The following is a 15257-nucleotide window of genomic DNA, read 5'->3' as shown; positions in this document are numbered from 1 at the left end:
GATGCCACCCAACGACTACCAGCGCCCCGATCCCGATGCCTTGCTCGCGCAGATGCGCGAGCAGGAGCGCAAGGCTGCGCGCGGCCGGCTGCGCATCTACTTTGGCGCCTCGGCCGGCGTCGGCAAGACCTACGCCATGCTGCAGGAAGCGCGCAAGCTGCGGGAGGAAGGACGGGCGCCGCTGGTGGGCGTGATCGAGACCCACGGGCGGCGCGAGACCGCGCGCCTGCTCGAGGGCCTGGAAGTGCTGCCGCGGCGTCAGGTCGAGTACCGCGGCCGCCGCATCGAGGAATTCGACCTCGATGCCGCGCTGGCGCGCGCACCGGAGCTGGTGCTGGTCGACGAGCTGGCGCATTCGAATGCGCCCGGTTCGCGCCACCCCAAGCGCTGGCAGGACGTCGAGGAACTGCTGGCAGCCGGCATCGACGTGTTTACAACAGTCAACGTCCAGCACCTCGAGAGCCTGAACGACGTGGTGGGCGGCATTGCCGGAATCCGGGTCGCCGAAACGGTGCCGGACCGGGTATTCGACACCGCCGACGAGGTGGTGCTGGTCGACCTGCCGGCGGACGAGCTGCTGGCGCGCCTCAAGGAAGGCAAGGTTTACCAGGCTGCCCAGGCCGAGCGTGCGGCCGGCAACTTCTTCCGCAAAGGTAACCTGATCGCGCTGCGCGAGCTGGCGTTGCGCCGCACCGCCGACCGGGTCGAGGGCGACGTGCGCGCTTACCGCGTGGAAAAATCGATCGACGCGATCTGGAAGACCGGTGCCGGCCTCCTGGTCTGCGTCGGGGCGGACGATGCGGCCGAGCACGTGGTGCGCAACGGCGCACGCATGGCGTCCCAGCTTGGCACCGGATGGCATGCGGTATACGTGGAAACGCCGCGCCTGGGGCGCATGCCGGCCGCTTTCCGCGAACGGATGATGGCGGTCCTGAAGCTGGCCCAGAATCTCGGCGCCGCCACCGCCGTGCTGTCGGGCGAGGACGTGGTGGCCAGCGCGCTCGACTATGCGCGCGACCACAACCTGTCGCGCATCGCGCTCGGGCGTACCAGGGCCGCCTGGCCCTGGCAGCGCCGCATCGCACGGCGCCTGGCGCGCGAGGCGCCCGGCCTGGACCTGATCGAGATCGGTGTGCCAGCGGTGCCGATGGCGCACCCGGGCGCGGCGGCCGGCGGCGCGGCTGCACCGCGCTCACGGCCGCTCCTGCTGCCCCACCTCTGGGCCGCCAGCGCCAGCCTGCTGACGGCGGTACTGGCGACGCCGCTGCTGGCCTGGTTCGACCTGGTCAACATCGTCATGCTGTTCCTGCTCACGGTGCTGCTGGTGGCGGTGCGCTTCGGGCGCGCGCCTTCGGTCACCGCCACCTGCGTCGGCGTGGCCTGCTTCGATTTCTTCTTCGTGCCGCCGCGCTTCACCTTCGCCGTGTCCGACGTCCAGTACGTGGTCACCTTCGGCGTGATGCTGGCGGTCGGCCTGATCACCGGGCACCTGACGGCGGGCCTGCGCTTCCAGGCGCGGGTCGCGGCCCAGCGCGAGAAGCGCGTGCACGCGCTCTACGAATTCGCCCGCGAGCTGTCCGGCGTGCTGGTGGCAGGGCAGGTGTTCGAGGCGACCGGCGCGGTGATCCAGAACGCGTTCGGCGCGCGCGCCACCCTGCTGGTGCCGGATACCGAAGGGCGACTCGGCATGCCGCCGCCGGAAGGGGGCGCGGCGACTCCCGCAGCGCCGGCCGGCATCGACCTCGGCATTGCGCAGTGGGCCTTCGACCATGCGCAGCCGGCCGGCATGGGCACCGACACCTTGCCGGCCAGCCCGGTGTTCTACCTGCCGCTGGTCGCGCCCATGCGCACCCGAGGCGTGCTGGCGATCGAGCCCCAGGGTCCGGGCTGGGTGCTGCTGCCCGAGCAGCGCCGCCAGCTCGACGCGCTGGCGGCGCTGGCCGCCATCGCGCTGGAGCGCGTGCACTACGTGGAGGTGGCGCAGGGGGCGCTGGTCAGCATGGAGTCCGAGCGCCTGCGCAATTCTCTGCTCGCGGCGCTGTCGCACGACCTGCGCACGCCGCTGACCGCCCTGGTCGGCCTGTCCGAGTCGCTGCTGCGCGGCGAGCCGGCCCTGGAGCCCCAGCCGCGCGAACTGGCGGCGGCGCTGCACGACGAAGCCCTGCGCATGAGCACCCTGGTGGCCAACCTGCTCGACATGGCGCGCATCGAGAGCGGCGAGGTGCGTTTCAACCTGGACTGGCAGGCATTGGAGGAAGTCGTCGGCAGCGCGCTGCGCGCCAGCCGCGCGGCGCTGCAGGGGCATCAGGTGGTGGTACGTCTGCCGCCCGACCTGCCGCTGGTGCGGCTGGACGCGGTGCTGATCGAGCGGGTGCTGTGCAATCTCCTGGAAAATGGCGCAAAATATACACCGCCGGGGTCGCGCATCGAGGTCACGGCCGCGGTGCGCGGCACCTGGATCGACGTGAGCGTGATGGACGACGGCCCCGGCCTGCGTCCCGGCAGCGAAGAAACGGTGTTCGAGAAATTCACGCGCGGCGAGCGCGAGTCGGCCTTGCCCGGCGTGGGACTGGGCCTGGCGATCTGCCGGGCGATCGTCGAGGCCCACGGCGGCACGATCCGCGCCGCGCACTCGCCCCTGGGCGGCGCGGCCTTCGTGTTCTCGCTGCCGGCCGGTACGCCGCCCGATGGCCCCGAACCCGAACTGGAACCAGTGGAAGCACCCGATGACTGATTCTCCCTGCGCACTGCTGGTCGAAGACGAGCCGCAGATCCGCCGTTTCGTACGCACCGCCCTGGAGCAGGAAGGCTGGCAGGTGCACGAGTCGGGCAGCATGCAGCGCGGCCTGATCGATGCCGGCACCCGCCGTCCCGACCTGGTGGTGCTCGACCTGGGCCTGCCCGACGGCGACGGCATCGACTTCATCCAGGACGTGCGCAAGTGGTCGGCGGTGCCGATCATCGTACTGTCGGCGCGGGTGGCCGAGGGCGAAAAGATCCGCGCCCTGGATGCGGGCGCCGACGACTACCTGACCAAGCCCTTCGGCACCGGCGAACTGCTGGCGCGGGTACGCGCCACCCTGCGCCGCCAGCGCCAGTCAGCCGCCGGCGGCGATGCCACCATCCGCTTCGGCGACGTGGTCGTGGACCTGCAGCAGCGCGCCGTGACGCGGGCGGGCGAGCACGTGCACCTCACGCCCACCGAATACCGGCTGCTGTCGGTGCTGGTCGCGAATGCCGGGCGCGTGATGACCAACCCGCAGCTGCTGCGCGCGGTCTGGGGACCGGGCCATGCCGAGAGCGGCCACTACCTGCGCATCTACATGGGCCACCTGCGCCACAAGCTGGAAGCCGACCCGGCCCAGCCGCGCCACCTGCTCACCGAGACCGGGGTCGGCTACCGGCTCTGGCTCGGGTAGACCCGCCGTCCGCCTGCCCAGCCCTGCGCCGCCGGTGCGCGGGCTCGTGTAAGCTTTGCTCACGTTTGTTGTGCATTGCTTAACCCTTTTGGACCGCCGCGTGAACGCCAACCTGACCGGACACCTGTCTCCCGACCATCCCGACCTGTCGCCCGCGACGCGCGCCATGCTGGCGCTGCGCGCCCAGGTGCTCGAGGCCTGGATGGCGAACGTGCGCCACGCCGTGCTGCAGGCGCGCGAACTGACGCTGCCGATCCTCGCGAACACGCTGCCGGCGTATTTCGACACCCTGGCGGCCATGCTGACGCCCGGCTTCGCCGTGCACGCGCACAACGCCCTGGGCTCCCTGGCGAGCGAGCATGGCGGGGAACGCGCGCGCATGACGGTCTACGATTCGACCGCCGTGATCCACGAGCTGCAGATCTTCCGCGACACGCTGTTCGCGGAACTGGAGCGCGGCGGGATGCCGCTGGCGGACGAACAGCGCGTCCTGCTGAGCGGTCAGATCGATTCCACGATCCGCGAGAGCGCCAACGCCTTCGCCCTGGTGCAGGCGGCGCTGCGCGAACAGTACGTGGCCGCGGTCGCGCACGACCTGCGCACGCCGCTCTCCACCGCCCAGATGGCCGCCCAGATGATCGAGCACACCTCGGGCGACGAGACGGTCAGGCGCTACGCCGCCAAGATCGTCGCCAGCACCCAGCGCATCGATGCGATGACGCGCGAGATGCTCGACCGGATCTCGTTTACCAAGGCCGGCCCCTTCCCCTTGACGATCGCGCCGTTCGACATGGCCGATGTCGCGCGCGAGGTCGCCCAGTACGCCCAGAGCTTCCATTCGCTCGAGCTCGAGCTCGAGGTCGAACCCGTGGCCGGCTGGTGGTGCCGCGAATCGATGCGGCGCGCCGTCGAGAACCTGGTCAACAACGCGATCAAGTACGGCTCCTCCGATCCGATCCGGCTGGCGGTGACGACCACGCCCGAGCGCGTGCAGGTGCTGGTGCATAACAAGGGGGCGCCGATCGCGCCCGAGGACAGCGAGAGCATCTTCCAGCTCTACCGGCGCGCCGGCAGCCATGGGCCGGGGGAGGGCTGGGGTGTCGGCCTGTCCTTCGTGCGCCGGGTGGCGGAGGCGCACGGCGGCAGCGTGCTGATGTCCAGTTCGGCCGAGGAGGGGACGTCCTTCGTCGTCGACGTGCCGGTCGATGCGCGCCAGTTCGCCGGGGCGCCTACGGCCGCATGACGACGGGCTGGCGCGCCAGGCCCTGCCCACCGACCGGCTCGGTCTCGAAGCGCTCGCCGAAGCCCGCGATCAGCGGGCGTCCTTTCGCAATCGCCGCCTGCACCGCCGGCAGCGCCAGCGAGGCCCTGTGGCTGGCCTGGCTGTCCCAGGCTTCGGTGATCCAGAGCGCGTCCGGGTCGCCCACGTCCTTGGCGATCACGTAGCTCAGGCAACCCGGCATCGCCGCCGTGCCCTCGGCCAGGATGGCGATGAGGGCGTCGCGCTGGCCCGGCTGGGCGCGCATTTTTCCGATCAGTCCGTACATGCGTGGGGTGTCCTTGGTGGCGGGGGCCGCGTGCGCGGCCGCCAGCGGCAGGGCAGCCAGGGCGGCCACCGCGGTGCGTCGGGAAACAGCCATGGGCGGGTCCTCTTGTTGAAAGAATATAGCAGTCGCGAGTATAGGGGGCCAGGAGCCGGAGGCCAAGCGCCATCGCCGCTTTATGCATGCTGGGGTAAGATGATTGTCTATTCAACTCTGACGGTAACGGAAACACACCGATGCGACTTCGTCCCCTTGCCCTGGCCGCCTGCGCCGCCCTTGTCCTGTCTCCCGCCCATGCCCAGCAGGCGCCCGCCGTGTCGGAAACGGCGCTGCGCGCCCACCTGGCCTTCCTGGCCGACGACCTGCTCGAAGGGCGCGGCACCGGCCAGCGCGGCGGCGACCTGGCGGTGCGCTACCTGGAGACCCAGGCCGCGCTGATCGGCCTGAAGCAGATCCCGGGCGGCGGCTACCGCCAGCCGGTGCTGATCCAGGGGACCAAGCTGCTGGCCGGCAGCAGCGTGAGCTTCCAGGCGGGCGGCAAGCGCATCGCGCCGGAAGCCGGCAAGGGCATCGTGTTCGGCACCAGCAGCGGACGCGCCGAGCTGTCCTTCGACGCGCCGCTGCTGTTCGTCGGCTACGGCGCCTCGGCCCCGGAAGAGCGCTGGGACGACTACAAGGGCGTGGACGTGAAGGGCAAGATCCTGGTCATGATGGTCAACGATCCCCAGCCCACGGCGGAAGAGCCGGAGCGCTTCGCCGGCAAGGCCTATACCTACTACGGCCGCTGGCTGTACAAGTTCGAGCAGGCGGTGCGCCGCGGCGCCGCGGGTGCGCTGCTGATCCACACCACCCCGTCCGCGTCCTATCCGTGGAGCGTGCCGGCCAACGGCTTCGCCAACGAGCGCTTCCACCTGAAGGGCCCGGGCAACCAGGTCGAGGGCTGGCTGCACGAGGATACCGCGCGCGAACTGTTCGCAGCAGGCGGCTTCGACCTCGACCGGCTGCGCGCCCAGGCCGAGCGGCGCGACTTCCAGCCGGTCGACCTGAAGATCGCCGCCCATGTCGAGCTGCGTTCCGCGATCCGCGAGGTCCAGCAGTTCAACGTGGTGGGCATCGTGCCCGGCACCGACCCGAAGCTGAAGCAGCAGGCGGTCGTGTATTCCTCGCACTGGGACCACCTCGGCGTGGTCCCGGACGCCGACGGCAAGCGCGACCGCATCTACAACGGCGCCATCGACAACGCCTCCGGCAGCGCCGCGCTGCTGGCGATGGCGGCCGAGGCGGTGAAGAAGCCGGCGCGCCGCACCCAGGTGTTCCTGTGGCCGGCCGCGGAAGAGCAGGGCCTGCTGGGCAGCGCGGCCTACGTGAACAATCCGGTGGTCCCGCTGGCGCAAACGGCCGCCGACCTGAACCTGGACAGCCTGAATTTCGTCGGCCGCACGAAGGACATCGGCGTGGCGGGCGCCGAGCGCAGCAGCCTGTATGGTACCGCCGCCGAGGTCGCGAAGACGATGGGCCTGAAGCTGGCGCCGGCCATTCCCGACCTGTCCGGCGCCTACTTCCGCGCCGATCACTTCAGCTTCGCCAAGGCCGGGGTCCCGGCGTTCAACGTCGGTTCGGCGGTGTTCTCGGGCGACGGCCACTTCGAGTTCGAGCAGCACCAGGACGCATCGAGCCAGAAGATGGTCGGCTTCAAGCAGCACTACCACCAGTTCAGCGACGAATACCGTCCGGAGTGGGACCTGTCGGGCATGGTGCAGCAGGCCCAGTTCACCCTGAACCTCGGCTACGCGGTCGCGAACGCGCCCGGCATGCCGGCCTGGAAGGCCGGCGACGCCTTCGGCCGCGTCAAGCGCTGAGCCGCCCGCCCGGGGCCGCGAGCGCGGCTCCGGTCTGGTCGAGGATGCGTTCCAGGCTGCCCATCTGGACCGGCTTGGTCAGGTGGTGGTCGAAACCGGCCGCCGCGCTGGCGCGCCGGTCCTGCTCCTGCCCGTAGCCGGTGACGGCCACCAGCACGGCGTGCTCCGTGGCGGGATGGGCGCGCAGGCGGCGCGCCAGTTCGTGGCCGTCCATGTCGGGCAGGCCGATGTCGAGCAGGCAGACGTCGGGCTGGAGGCCGGGCGCGCGCGCCAGCGCCGCCAGCGAGCCGTTCTCCACCGCCACCTGGTGCCCCTGGGCGCTGACGACCATCGCCAGCACCTGGGCCGCATCGGCATTGTCGTCCACCACCAGCACCCTGAGCGGATGCGCGCCGCTCGCGGCGGCCCGGCCGTCCGCGCGCGCAGCGGCGCCGGATTCCGTGCAGCGCGGCAGGCTGACGGTGAAGGTGCTGCCCAGCCCGATGCCGGCGCTGTGCACCTGGACGCTGCCGCCGTGCAGCTGGACCAGGCTGCGCACCAGCGCCAGCCCGATGCCCAGGCCGCCCTGCGCGCGGTCCGGCGTGCGCTCGCCCTGCACGAACATCTCGAACGCCCGCTCCAGCTCGGCCGGCAGCATGCCGATGCCGTTGTCGCTCACGCGCAGCCACACGGTCGCGGCGTCGGCGCCGAGCTCGAGCCGCAACTGTCCGCCGGCGGGCGTGAACTTGGCCGCGTTGTGCAGCAGGTTGCTGACGACCTGCACCAGGCGCTTGCGGTCGCCCATCACGTGCACCGCTTCCGGCAGCGCGTCGACCGCCAGCCGGTGGCCTTTGCTGCGCACGAATTCCTGCACCTGCTCGGCGGCGTCGGTGACGATCTCGTTGATGTCGAGGCGCCGCCTGGCCAGCGTCACCAGGCCGCGCGTGACGCGCGACACGTCGAGCAGGTCATCGACCAGGCTGGCCATGTGGCGCGCCTGGCGCGCGATGATGGCGCTGATCTGGCGGATGCGGGCGGGGTCGAGCCGGTCCTGGCCCAGCAGCTGCGCGCCCGAGGTGATCGGCGCCAGCGGATTGCGCAGCTCGTGCGCCAGCATGGCCAGGAATTCGTCCTTGCGCCGGTCCGCGTGGCGCAGGGCTTCCTCGGCCTTGACCCGTTCGGTCACTTCCTGCAGGGTGCCGCGCAACCCGACCACGCGCCCCTTGGCATCCTGGATGCTTTCGCAGCGCACGTCGATCCAGATCTGGTGGCCGGCGGCATGGTTGACCAGCAGCTGCAGCCGGCCGCTCCCGCCGTCGCGCTGCAGCTGGCGCGTCAGCTGGTCCACCTGCTGCCAGGATTCTTCCGGCAGCAGGGTGCCGCGCTGCTGTTCGAAGGGCGGCACTTCCTGCCCATAGATGGCGGCCACGGAATCCGAGGTCTGGATCGTGTCGTTCACCAGGTCGCGGTGCCAGGTGCCGAAGCGCCCCAGCATGTGCGCCTCGCGCAGCTCGGATTCCTTGGCGGCGAGCGCCCTGGCGCGCTCGCCGAGCAGGACGGAAGCGGTGCCGATCGCCTCGGCGACATCGGCCGCCTCCTTCACGTAGACTTCGGTGAAGGGGGGCGGGGCGATCCTCTTGCCGAGCGCCGCGGCCGGCGCGATCAGCGCCTGCACCGAGCGCGCCAGGCGGCCGCCGATCTGCCAGGCCAGCCACAGCCCGATCGCGAACAATACCGTGACCCCGGTCACCAGGGCCGCGAGCGGCCCGAACAGGGCCTGGTTCAGGGCGACGCGCGGGACGCCGGCGCCGACGCTCCAACCGGTCAGCTCGGAGCGCGAATAGAAGGTCAGCACTTCCATGCCTTCCTGGGTGACCGATTCGACCACGCCCTCGCGCGCACGCTGCAGGGCCTTGAACAGGGGATCGGTGACGCGCCGGCCGATGTAGCGGTCCGGGTTCATGTTGCGCGCGAAGATGATGCCGTCACGATCGATGATCGAGGCGATCGCGCCGTCGGGCACCGATTTCGGGGTCAGCATCTCGGCGAAGTAGTCCGGCCGTATGCCGATGCTCAGCACGTAGGCGACGCGCCCTTGCACCAGCACCGGCACGTCGACGCTGATGGTTGGCCGGCGCATCACCGCGCCGGTGAATACGTTGGACACCGACGGCCTGCCGCTGGCGAATACCTGCTCCAGCTGCGCCGAGTGGTCGAGCGGCAGCGCGGCGCCATGCTCGACCGCCGTGTTCAGGATCTGCTGGCCGCGCCGGTCGCGCAGCACCGCATTCATGTTGGCGCCGGCCAGCGCCAGCGCGACGCGCGCCTGGCGGTGGACGCGCGCGAAATCCTCGGCTTCCAGCGCATCCACGGTGGACAGGGTCTGGGCGATGGCCTGGGCCTGCAGCAGCTTGCTGTCGACGGTCTGCACCAGCGCGCGCACCGTCTGCATGGTGTTGCGTTCGAACTGGGCGCGGCTCTTCTGGTATTGGTGGACGAACAACAGCGACGCGCCGACCACGCCGGGAAGCAGGGTAGCGAGGATGAGCCACAGCAGGTAAGCCCGCAAGGGCCTGCGGATCATGGTGGGGGAGGAAGGGGAGGTCACGTTGTCGTCGAAGGCGCTGAACAGCTGGATTCTACGTGGATTCAGCCAATCGCACACCTGTTCGCGCCCCTCCCGCGCGCATCTACAACGGCAGCGTCACCCCGGCCGTTCCAGCCCCGAGCGCCACCGCCATGGCCAGCGCCAGCGGCAGCACGCCGAAGCGGCGCTTGCGCACGGCCCACCAGGCCAGGCCGCCGATGGCCGCCAGGGCGAGCAGGACCAGCCCTGGCTCGGCGGCATGGGCGAACCAGGCGTGGCCGTCCGGCCCGTGGCCGGGATGGGCGGATGCCGGCAGGGCGGCCAGGAAGGAGAGGAACAGCAGGATGGGACGCATGGAAACCTCCGGTCAATGGTCGAGCAGGCCCTGTTCGCGGATGAAGGCCACCACTTCAGGCACGCCTTCGCCGCTGCGCAGGTTGGTGAAGACGAATGGCCGCTCGCCGCGCATGCGACGCGCGTCGCTGGCCATGACGTCCAGGTTGGCGCCCACGTAAGGGGCGAGGTCGGTCTTGTTAATGATGAGCAGGTCGGAGCGCGTGATGCCGGGACCGCCCTTGCGCGGGATCTTCTCGCCGCCGGCGACGTCGATCACGTACAGGGTCAGGTCCGACAGCTCCGGGCTGAAGGTGGCGGCCAGGTTGTCGCCGCCGGATTCGACCAGCACCAGTTCGAGCTCCGGGAAGTCGGCCTGCAGCCGCGCGATCGCCTCCAGATTGATCGAGGCGTCCTCGCGGATCGCGGTGTGCGGGCAGCCGCCGGTCTCCACGCCCATCAGGCGCTCGGGGGCCAGCGCGTTCGCGCGCAGCAGGATCTCCATGTCTTCGCGCGTATAGATGTCGTTGGTGACGACCGCCATGTCGTAGCGCTCGCGCATGGCCTTGCACAGCATTTCGCACAGCGCCGTCTTGCCGGAACCGACCGGGCCGCCGATGCCGACGCGCAGGGGATTGGATGGCATGCTCATGGTCTCCTCAGGATCGGTACAGCCTGCCGTGCTGCACCTCGTGCCGCATCGACAGCATGGAAAGGCCGGGCGACCAGTTCGACAGCGCGTCGTCGGCCAGGGTGCGGGCGGTCAGGGCGGCGCGCTCCAGTTCGGGGTGCAGCGCCAGCAGCAGGCGCTGGCCCGCGACCTGGCCCAGCGGCACCGACTTGACGCACACCAGCACCTGGTTCTCGGCCCACGAGAACAGCAGCGCCAGCAGCGCTTCCTCGTGCGGCACGCCGAGCGCGTCGACCGCGCAGGCGAAAGCGGCCGGCAGCGACTCCTCGGCCGGCGGCGCGCCCGGGACCACGCCCAGTTCGGCGAGCAGGCGCGTCAGCGAGTAGCCCATCTGGACCGTCTCGGCGCGCAGCTCGGCGGTGTCGCGCGAGGCCAGGGAGCATTCGCTCCAGTAGGCGACGGCGGCATCGTCGCGCGCCTCGCGCGCCTTGAGCAGGCGCCAGAACAGCGGGCCGTCCCAGCGCGCCATCACCTCGTGCAGGTAGCGCACCGTCCAGGCCTGCGCGCTGTCGGCGTCGCGCACCAGGCCGGCGTCGAGCGCCGCCTCCAGGCCCTGGGAATAGCTGTACCCGCCGATCGGCAGGGCCGGGCTGGCGAACTGCAGCAGGCGCAGCAGGCTGGCCGCGTTCATGCGCCCTCCACGCCGGCCGGGCGGTGGATCTTCTGGCGCAGCGGCACCGGCGCCAGCGGGTGGCGCCCGCCCTGGTCGTCGCCGTGCCCGTGCCCATGGCCGGCGTAGGCGCCCGGCTCGGGATCGAAGGGCGCCATCTCCTCGGTCACCGTCGCCCCCAGCTTGAGCGCCAGCTCGCGCAGCACCGGGTCGACGCGGATGCGCAGGCCCCAGTCGTGCAGCTCGGCCTGGGTGTGGCGGTTGCCCAGGTGGTAGGCGCTGCGCGCCAGCAGCAGGGGATCGGCGCAGCGCAGCGCATAGGTGGCCTCGAGCGCGGCGACGATGCGCACCACGCGTCCGTCGTCGCCGCGCAGCAGGTCGCCGTGGCGCAGCACGGTCCCGCGCGGCATCAGGAGCGCCACTTCCTCGCCCGAGGCGAGGGTGGCGCGCAGGCGGCAGCGTTCGCGCCGGTCCCAGGGCAGCACCAGGATCTCGTCCGCCAGGGCTGCGCCATCGAGTCGGGTATGCAGTGTCAGCATGGTTTTCCTCAGAACAGGAAGTAGCGCTGGGTCAGCGGCAGCGTGGTGGCCGGCTCGCACACCAGCAGGCGGCCGTCGGCCCGCACTTCATAGGTTTCGGGATCGACCTCCATGTGCGGCATGGCGCCGTTGTGCACCATGTCGGTCTTGCGCAGGGAGCGCATGCCGAAGGCCGGCAGCACCGGTTTCGCCAGGCCCAGCTTCTCCTTGATGCCGGCGTCGAAGGCGGCCTGCGAGACGAAGGTGAAGGAGGTCTTCAGCCCGCCCCCGAAGGCGCCGAACATGGGGCGGTAGTGCACCGGCTGCGGGGTCGGGATCGAGGCGTTGGCGTCGCCCATCAGGGCGCAGGCGATCGATCCGCCCTTGAGCACCATCGACGGCTTGGCGCCGAAGAAGGCCGGGCGCCACAGCACGATGTCGGCGATCTTGCCCGCCTCCAGCGAGCCCACCGCGTGCGCGATGCCGTGCGTGATCGCGGGGTTGATCGTGTACTTGGCGATGTAGCGCTTGACCCGTGCGTTGTCGTTGCGTTCGCCGTCCGGCGCCAGCGGGCCGCGCTGCAGCTTCATCTTGTGCGCGGTCTGCCAGGTGCGCAGGATCGTTTCGCCGACCCGGCCCATGGCCTGCGAGTCCGAGGACATCATCGAGATCGCGCCGAGGTCGTGCAGGATGTCTTCGGCGGCGATGGTCTCGCGCCGGATGCGCGACTCGGCGAAGGCGATGTCCTCGGCGATCGCCGCGTCCAGGTGGTGGCAGACCATCAGCATGTCGAGGTGCTCGTCCAGGGTGTTCACCGTGAACGGCCGGGTCGGATTGGTCGAGGAGGGCAGCACGTTGGGATGGCCGACGGCGGCGATGATGTCCGGCGCGTGGCCGCCGCCCGCGCCCTCGGTATGGAAGGTGTGGATGGTGCGGCCGCGGAAGGCCTCCACGGTGCTCTCCAGGAAGCCGGCCTCGTTCAGCGTGTCCGAGTGCAGCGCCACCTGCACGTCCATGCGATCGGCCACCGCCAGGCAGTTGTCGATCGCCGCCGGCGTGCTGCCCCAGTCCTCGTGCAGCTTGAGGCCGAGCGCGCCGGCCGCCACCTGTTCCTCGAGCGGCCCGGGCAGGCTGGCGTTGCCCTTGCCGAAGAAGCCGAGGTTCATCGGGAAGGCGTCGGCTGCCGCCAGCATGGCGTGGATGTGCCAGGGGCCGGGCGTGCAGGTGGTGGCGGCCGTACCCACCGCCGGTCCCGTGCCGCCGCCGAGCATGGTGGTGACGCCGCTGGCGAGCGCTTCCTCGATCTGCTGCGGGCAGATGAAATGGATGTGGGTGTCGACGCCGCCCGCGGTGGCGATCATGCCTTCGCCGGCGATGATCTCGGTGGCCGCGCCGATGGCGATGGTCACGCCGGGCTGCACGTCCGGATTGCCGGCCTTGCCGATGGCCGCGATGCGCCCGTCCTTGATGCCGATGTCGGCCTTGACGATGCCCCAGTGGTCGACGATGACGGCATTCGTGATCACGGTGTCCATCACCCCGGCATGCAGGCGCTGCGACTGGCCCATGCCGTCGCGGATCACCTTGCCGCCGCCGAACTTGACTTCTTCGCCATGGATCGCGTGATCGTGTTCGATCTCGATCACGAGGGCGGTGTCGGCCAGCCGGATGCGGTCGCCCGTGGTGGGACCGAACATGTCCGCATACGCGCGGCGGGAGATGGCGACCATGTCAGCTTTCCTCCGGCGGCAGCGGGCCCGATACGCGGGCGTTGAAGCCGTGGACGATGCGCGCGCCGGCATAGGCGACCAGTTCGACGGTGCGCTGCTGGCCCGGCTCGAAGCGCACGGCGGTGCCGGCCGCGATGTTCAGGCGCATGCCAAGCGCCTGCGCGCGTTCGAAGCGCAGCGCCGTGTTGGCCTCGAAGAAGTGGAAGTGCGATCCCACCTGCACCGGGCGGTCGCCGGCATTCGCCACCACCAGGGTGCGCACGGGCCGCCCGGCGTTCAGTTCGATGTCGCCGGCCTCGAGGAGGTATTCGCCCGGGATCGCTGGCGCACCCGCGGGAACAGGGGTCGGGATGCTCATCTTGCCTCCTCAGGGTATCGGGTGGTGGACGGTGACCAGCTTGCTGCCGTCGGGGAAGGTGGCTTCGACCTGGATCTCGGGGATCATCTCGGGGATGCCGTCCATGACGTCGGCGCGGGTCAGGAGGCTCGACCCTTCGGCCATCAGCTCGGCCACGCTGCGGCCGTCGCGCGCGCCTTCCATGATCGCGGCGCTGATGAATGCCACCGCTTCCGGATAATTCAGCTTCAGGCCGCGTGCGCGGCGCCGCTCGGCCAGCAGGGCGGCGGTGAAGATCAGGAGCTTGTCTTTCTCGCGCGGTGTCAGGTCCATGGCCTTGTCCTTTCAGGTGTTCCAGATGCGCGGCGCCCTGGCGTCGAGGCCGAGCAGGTGAGGGCGCAGCAGGCCCCAGGCGCGCGCCAGGGCGTGGCGCGCCGCTTCGCTGTCGTCGCCCAGGTAGCGCACCACGCACACCGACTTCACCTGGCTCACGCCGAGGCCGGGATCGCAGGCGCGCAGGGCGGCCAGCAGGCTGGCCGGCGCCGGGCGTCCGACGCCGATCAGGGTGGCGCAGACGCGCCGTCCGCCCAGTCCCAGCGGGCTGTCCATGGCGGGACCGGCGGCCAGGCGGCCCTGTTCCCACCACACCAGCCGCCCTTCGCGCCGGATGCGGGTGCGCTGGCGCAGCTCGCCCCGGGCGTAGCGTTCGCCCGAGGCCGCGCGTCCGAAGCACAGGATCTCGCTGCCGATGTACGAGGCGCCGGCCGCCAGCTCGACCTCGTGCTCGAGGGTGGATTCGGCGCCGTCGTACAGGATGGTTTCCTGCGGCAGCCATTCGATCGCCGCGCCCGGGCCGGCGGCCAGCCGCACTTCCTGGCGCGCCGGCCTGCCGTTCGCGCGGTACCACTTGGCCGCGCCGGGCGAGGTGAGCAGGGTGTGGGCGCCGTCCGCGGCATGCACGTCGATGGAAAGCAGGTCGCCGCCGGCCACGCCGCCGGGCGGATGGACCACGATGGCGTGGCACACGCCTGGACCTTCCGGATAGAGCGCCTTCTGGACCCGCAGCGGACCGCTGTGGCTGCGCCGGACCAGCCGGGTGGTGTGGCCGTCGCGGGCGAAGCCGAGCCGCAGGCTGGCCTGCCATCCCGTGGCGGCGTGGGCGGTGTGAGCGGCGTGGTTGTCGGGGCGGTCGGGCATGCCTGTCCCTCATGCAGGATACGTGCCAGTCGTTTCAGCTATTCCAGCGCTCCCGTGTCGTCATGGCTACAGGTGCATTTACACGGGCAAAGTGAACGTTGTAGATGCGCCATAGTTCGCACTAAAAACGGGAATTTTTCAGGTTTCTTGACACTCAGCCATCGAGTCCGCACCAACTTGGACGTAATGTGCTTGCTGTGCGGCAACTTGTTAACTTGTGCGTACAGGAAGTTAACAAATGGATCAGGAAATGGAAACGGCAATGACAAGGGACGACAGCGAAGTCCTCTCCTTCCGCCTCGGCAAGGAGGTATATGCGATCAGCATCCTGGGCACGGTCGGCGAACGCATGCTGATCCTGCTCGACATCGACAAGCTGATGCAATCCGACGAACTCGGGCTGGTGGCCGCGCTGCCACAGGCGGCCTGAACGAACCGGCCGCCCGGCGGCCA

General features: G+C 70.5%; 14 protein-coding genes and 1 pseudogene. 5 read left to right on the top strand and 10 right to left on the bottom strand.

What is annotated here, in order from left to right; genetic code table 11:
- Nucleotide 1 precedes the first annotated feature (1 nt).
- From H162_RS0116180 to H162_RS0116170, 3 genes are all read left to right on the top strand, one after another.
- Nucleotides 2-2734, top strand: a complete 2733-nt coding sequence (locus H162_RS0116180; RefSeq protein ID WP_020654527.1) for a DUF4118 domain-containing protein — start codon at nucleotides 2-4, stop codon at nucleotides 2732-2734.
- Entirely contained in the window at nucleotides 2727-3419 is a 693-nt protein-coding gene (gene kdpE / locus H162_RS0116175) for a two-component system response regulator KdpE (RefSeq protein WP_020654526.1), read from the top strand. Before H162_RS0116180 ends, kdpE begins: the two co-directional genes overlap by 8 nt.
- 100 nt (nucleotides 3420-3519) lie before the next feature.
- Complete coding sequence (locus H162_RS0116170) at nucleotides 3520-4662, top strand: sensor histidine kinase (RefSeq protein ID WP_156885646.1); 1143 nt, start codon at nucleotides 3520-3522, stop codon at nucleotides 4660-4662.
- Here H162_RS0116170 and H162_RS31080 read toward each other — a convergent pair.
- Nucleotides 4649-5059, bottom strand: a complete 411-nt coding sequence (locus tag H162_RS31080) for a putative quinol monooxygenase (protein WP_026354713.1) — start codon at nucleotides 5057-5059, stop codon at nucleotides 4649-4651. The genes H162_RS0116170 and H162_RS31080 overlap by 14 nt on opposite strands.
- Nucleotides 5060-5199: 140 nt before the next feature.
- Between H162_RS31080 and H162_RS0116160 the strand changes: the two genes are divergently transcribed.
- On the top strand, nucleotides 5200-6822 hold the full coding sequence (locus tag H162_RS0116160; RefSeq protein WP_026354712.1) for a M28 family peptidase: 1623 nt from the start codon (nucleotides 5200-5202) through the stop codon (nucleotides 6820-6822).
- Here the strand turns inward: H162_RS0116160 and H162_RS31075 are convergent.
- Genes H162_RS31075 through H162_RS0116115 form a run of 9 tightly spaced genes read right to left on the bottom strand, consistent with a single transcriptional unit; the run spans nucleotide 6812 to nucleotide 14804 of the window.
- On the bottom strand, nucleotides 6812-9466 hold the full coding sequence (locus tag H162_RS31075; protein ID WP_229452098.1) for a hybrid sensor histidine kinase/response regulator: 2655 nt from the start codon (nucleotides 9464-9466) through the stop codon (nucleotides 6812-6814). The genes H162_RS0116160 and H162_RS31075 overlap by 11 nt on opposite strands.
- A 25-nt stretch (nucleotides 9467-9491) precedes the next feature.
- Complete coding sequence (locus H162_RS31070; RefSeq protein WP_020654521.1) at nucleotides 9492-9743, bottom strand: hypothetical protein; 252 nt, start codon at nucleotides 9741-9743, stop codon at nucleotides 9492-9494.
- Nucleotides 9744-9755: 12 nt separating this feature from the next.
- Nucleotides 9756-10373 carry an urease accessory protein UreG gene (ureG, locus tag H162_RS0116145; RefSeq protein ID WP_020654520.1) on the bottom strand — a complete coding sequence of 206 codons (618 nt, stop codon included), beginning with the start codon at nucleotides 10371-10373 and terminating at the stop codon, nucleotides 9756-9758.
- A gap of 7 nt (nucleotides 10374-10380) precedes the next feature.
- Nucleotides 10381-11043 carry an urease accessory protein UreF gene (locus H162_RS0116140; protein WP_020654519.1) on the bottom strand — a complete coding sequence of 221 codons (663 nt, stop codon included), beginning with the start codon at nucleotides 11041-11043 and terminating at the stop codon, nucleotides 10381-10383.
- Nucleotides 11040-11561 carry an urease accessory protein UreE gene (gene ureE, locus H162_RS0116135; protein WP_020654518.1) on the bottom strand — a complete coding sequence of 174 codons (522 nt, stop codon included), beginning with the start codon at nucleotides 11559-11561 and terminating at the stop codon, nucleotides 11040-11042. The genes H162_RS0116140 and ureE overlap by 4 nt, the downstream gene beginning before the upstream one ends.
- Nucleotides 11562-11569: 8 nt before the next feature.
- Nucleotides 11570-13270 carry an urease subunit alpha gene (gene ureC, locus H162_RS0116130; RefSeq protein ID WP_020654517.1) on the bottom strand — a complete coding sequence of 567 codons (1701 nt, stop codon included), beginning with the start codon at nucleotides 13268-13270 and terminating at the stop codon, nucleotides 11570-11572.
- 1 nt (nucleotide 13271) lies between these two features.
- Complete coding sequence (locus tag H162_RS0116125; protein WP_020654516.1) at nucleotides 13272-13628, bottom strand: urease subunit beta; 357 nt, start codon at nucleotides 13626-13628, stop codon at nucleotides 13272-13274.
- 9 nt (nucleotides 13629-13637) lie between these two features.
- Complete coding sequence (locus H162_RS0116120) at nucleotides 13638-13940, bottom strand: urease subunit gamma (protein ID WP_020654515.1); 303 nt, start codon at nucleotides 13938-13940, stop codon at nucleotides 13638-13640.
- Nucleotides 13941-13952: 12 nt separating this feature from the next.
- Entirely contained in the window at nucleotides 13953-14804 is an 852-nt protein-coding gene (locus H162_RS0116115) for an urease accessory protein UreD (RefSeq protein WP_020654514.1), read from the bottom strand.
- Between the two features lie 328 nt (nucleotides 14805-15132).
- Here H162_RS0116115 and H162_RS33280 point away from each other — a divergent pair.
- Nucleotides 15133-15234, top strand: a pseudogene (locus H162_RS33280) (chemotaxis protein CheW); the annotation flags it as partial.
- Between the last annotated feature and the right edge of the window lie 23 nt (nucleotides 15235-15257).

The sequence above is a fragment of the Massilia niastensis DSM 21313 genome (assembly GCF_000382345.1).
Lineage (GTDB): Bacteria > Pseudomonadota > Gammaproteobacteria > Burkholderiales > Burkholderiaceae_D > Telluria > Telluria niastensis.
Note: the sequence above shows the minus strand (reverse complement) of the source record. Positions and strands in the feature narration are given on the sequence as shown.

Coding starts and splice junctions, on each gene's coding strand:
- ureG (WP_020654520.1), bottom strand. CDS start 10,373: ATGAGCATGCCATCCAATCCCCTGCGCGTCGGCATCGGCGGCCCGGTC.
- kdpE (WP_020654526.1), top strand. CDS start 2,727: ATGACTGATTCTCCCTGCGCACTGCTGGTCGAAGACGAGCCGCAGATC.
- H162_RS0116140 (WP_020654519.1), bottom strand. CDS start 11,043: ATGAACGCGGCCAGCCTGCTGCGCCTGCTGCAGTTCGCCAGCCCGGCC.
- H162_RS0116160 (WP_026354712.1), top strand. CDS start 5,200: ATGCGACTTCGTCCCCTTGCCCTGGCCGCCTGCGCCGCCCTTGTCCTG.
- H162_RS31080 (WP_026354713.1), bottom strand. CDS start 5,059: ATGGCTGTTTCCCGACGCACCGCGGTGGCCGCCCTGGCTGCCCTGCCG.
- H162_RS0116120 (WP_020654515.1), bottom strand. CDS start 13,940: ATGGACCTGACACCGCGCGAGAAAGACAAGCTCCTGATCTTCACCGCC.
- H162_RS0116180 (WP_020654527.1), top strand. CDS start 2: ATGCCACCCAACGACTACCAGCGCCCCGATCCCGATGCCTTGCTCGCG.
- ureE (WP_020654518.1), bottom strand. CDS start 11,561: ATGCTGACACTGCATACCCGACTCGATGGCGCAGCCCTGGCGGACGAG.
- H162_RS0116125 (WP_020654516.1), bottom strand. CDS start 13,628: ATGAGCATCCCGACCCCTGTTCCCGCGGGTGCGCCAGCGATCCCGGGC.
- H162_RS31070 (WP_020654521.1), bottom strand. CDS start 9,743: ATGCGTCCCATCCTGCTGTTCCTCTCCTTCCTGGCCGCCCTGCCGGCA.
- ureC (WP_020654517.1), bottom strand. CDS start 13,270: ATGGTCGCCATCTCCCGCCGCGCGTATGCGGACATGTTCGGTCCCACC.
- H162_RS0116115 (WP_020654514.1), bottom strand. CDS start 14,804: ATGCCCGACCGCCCCGACAACCACGCCGCTCACACCGCCCACGCCGCC.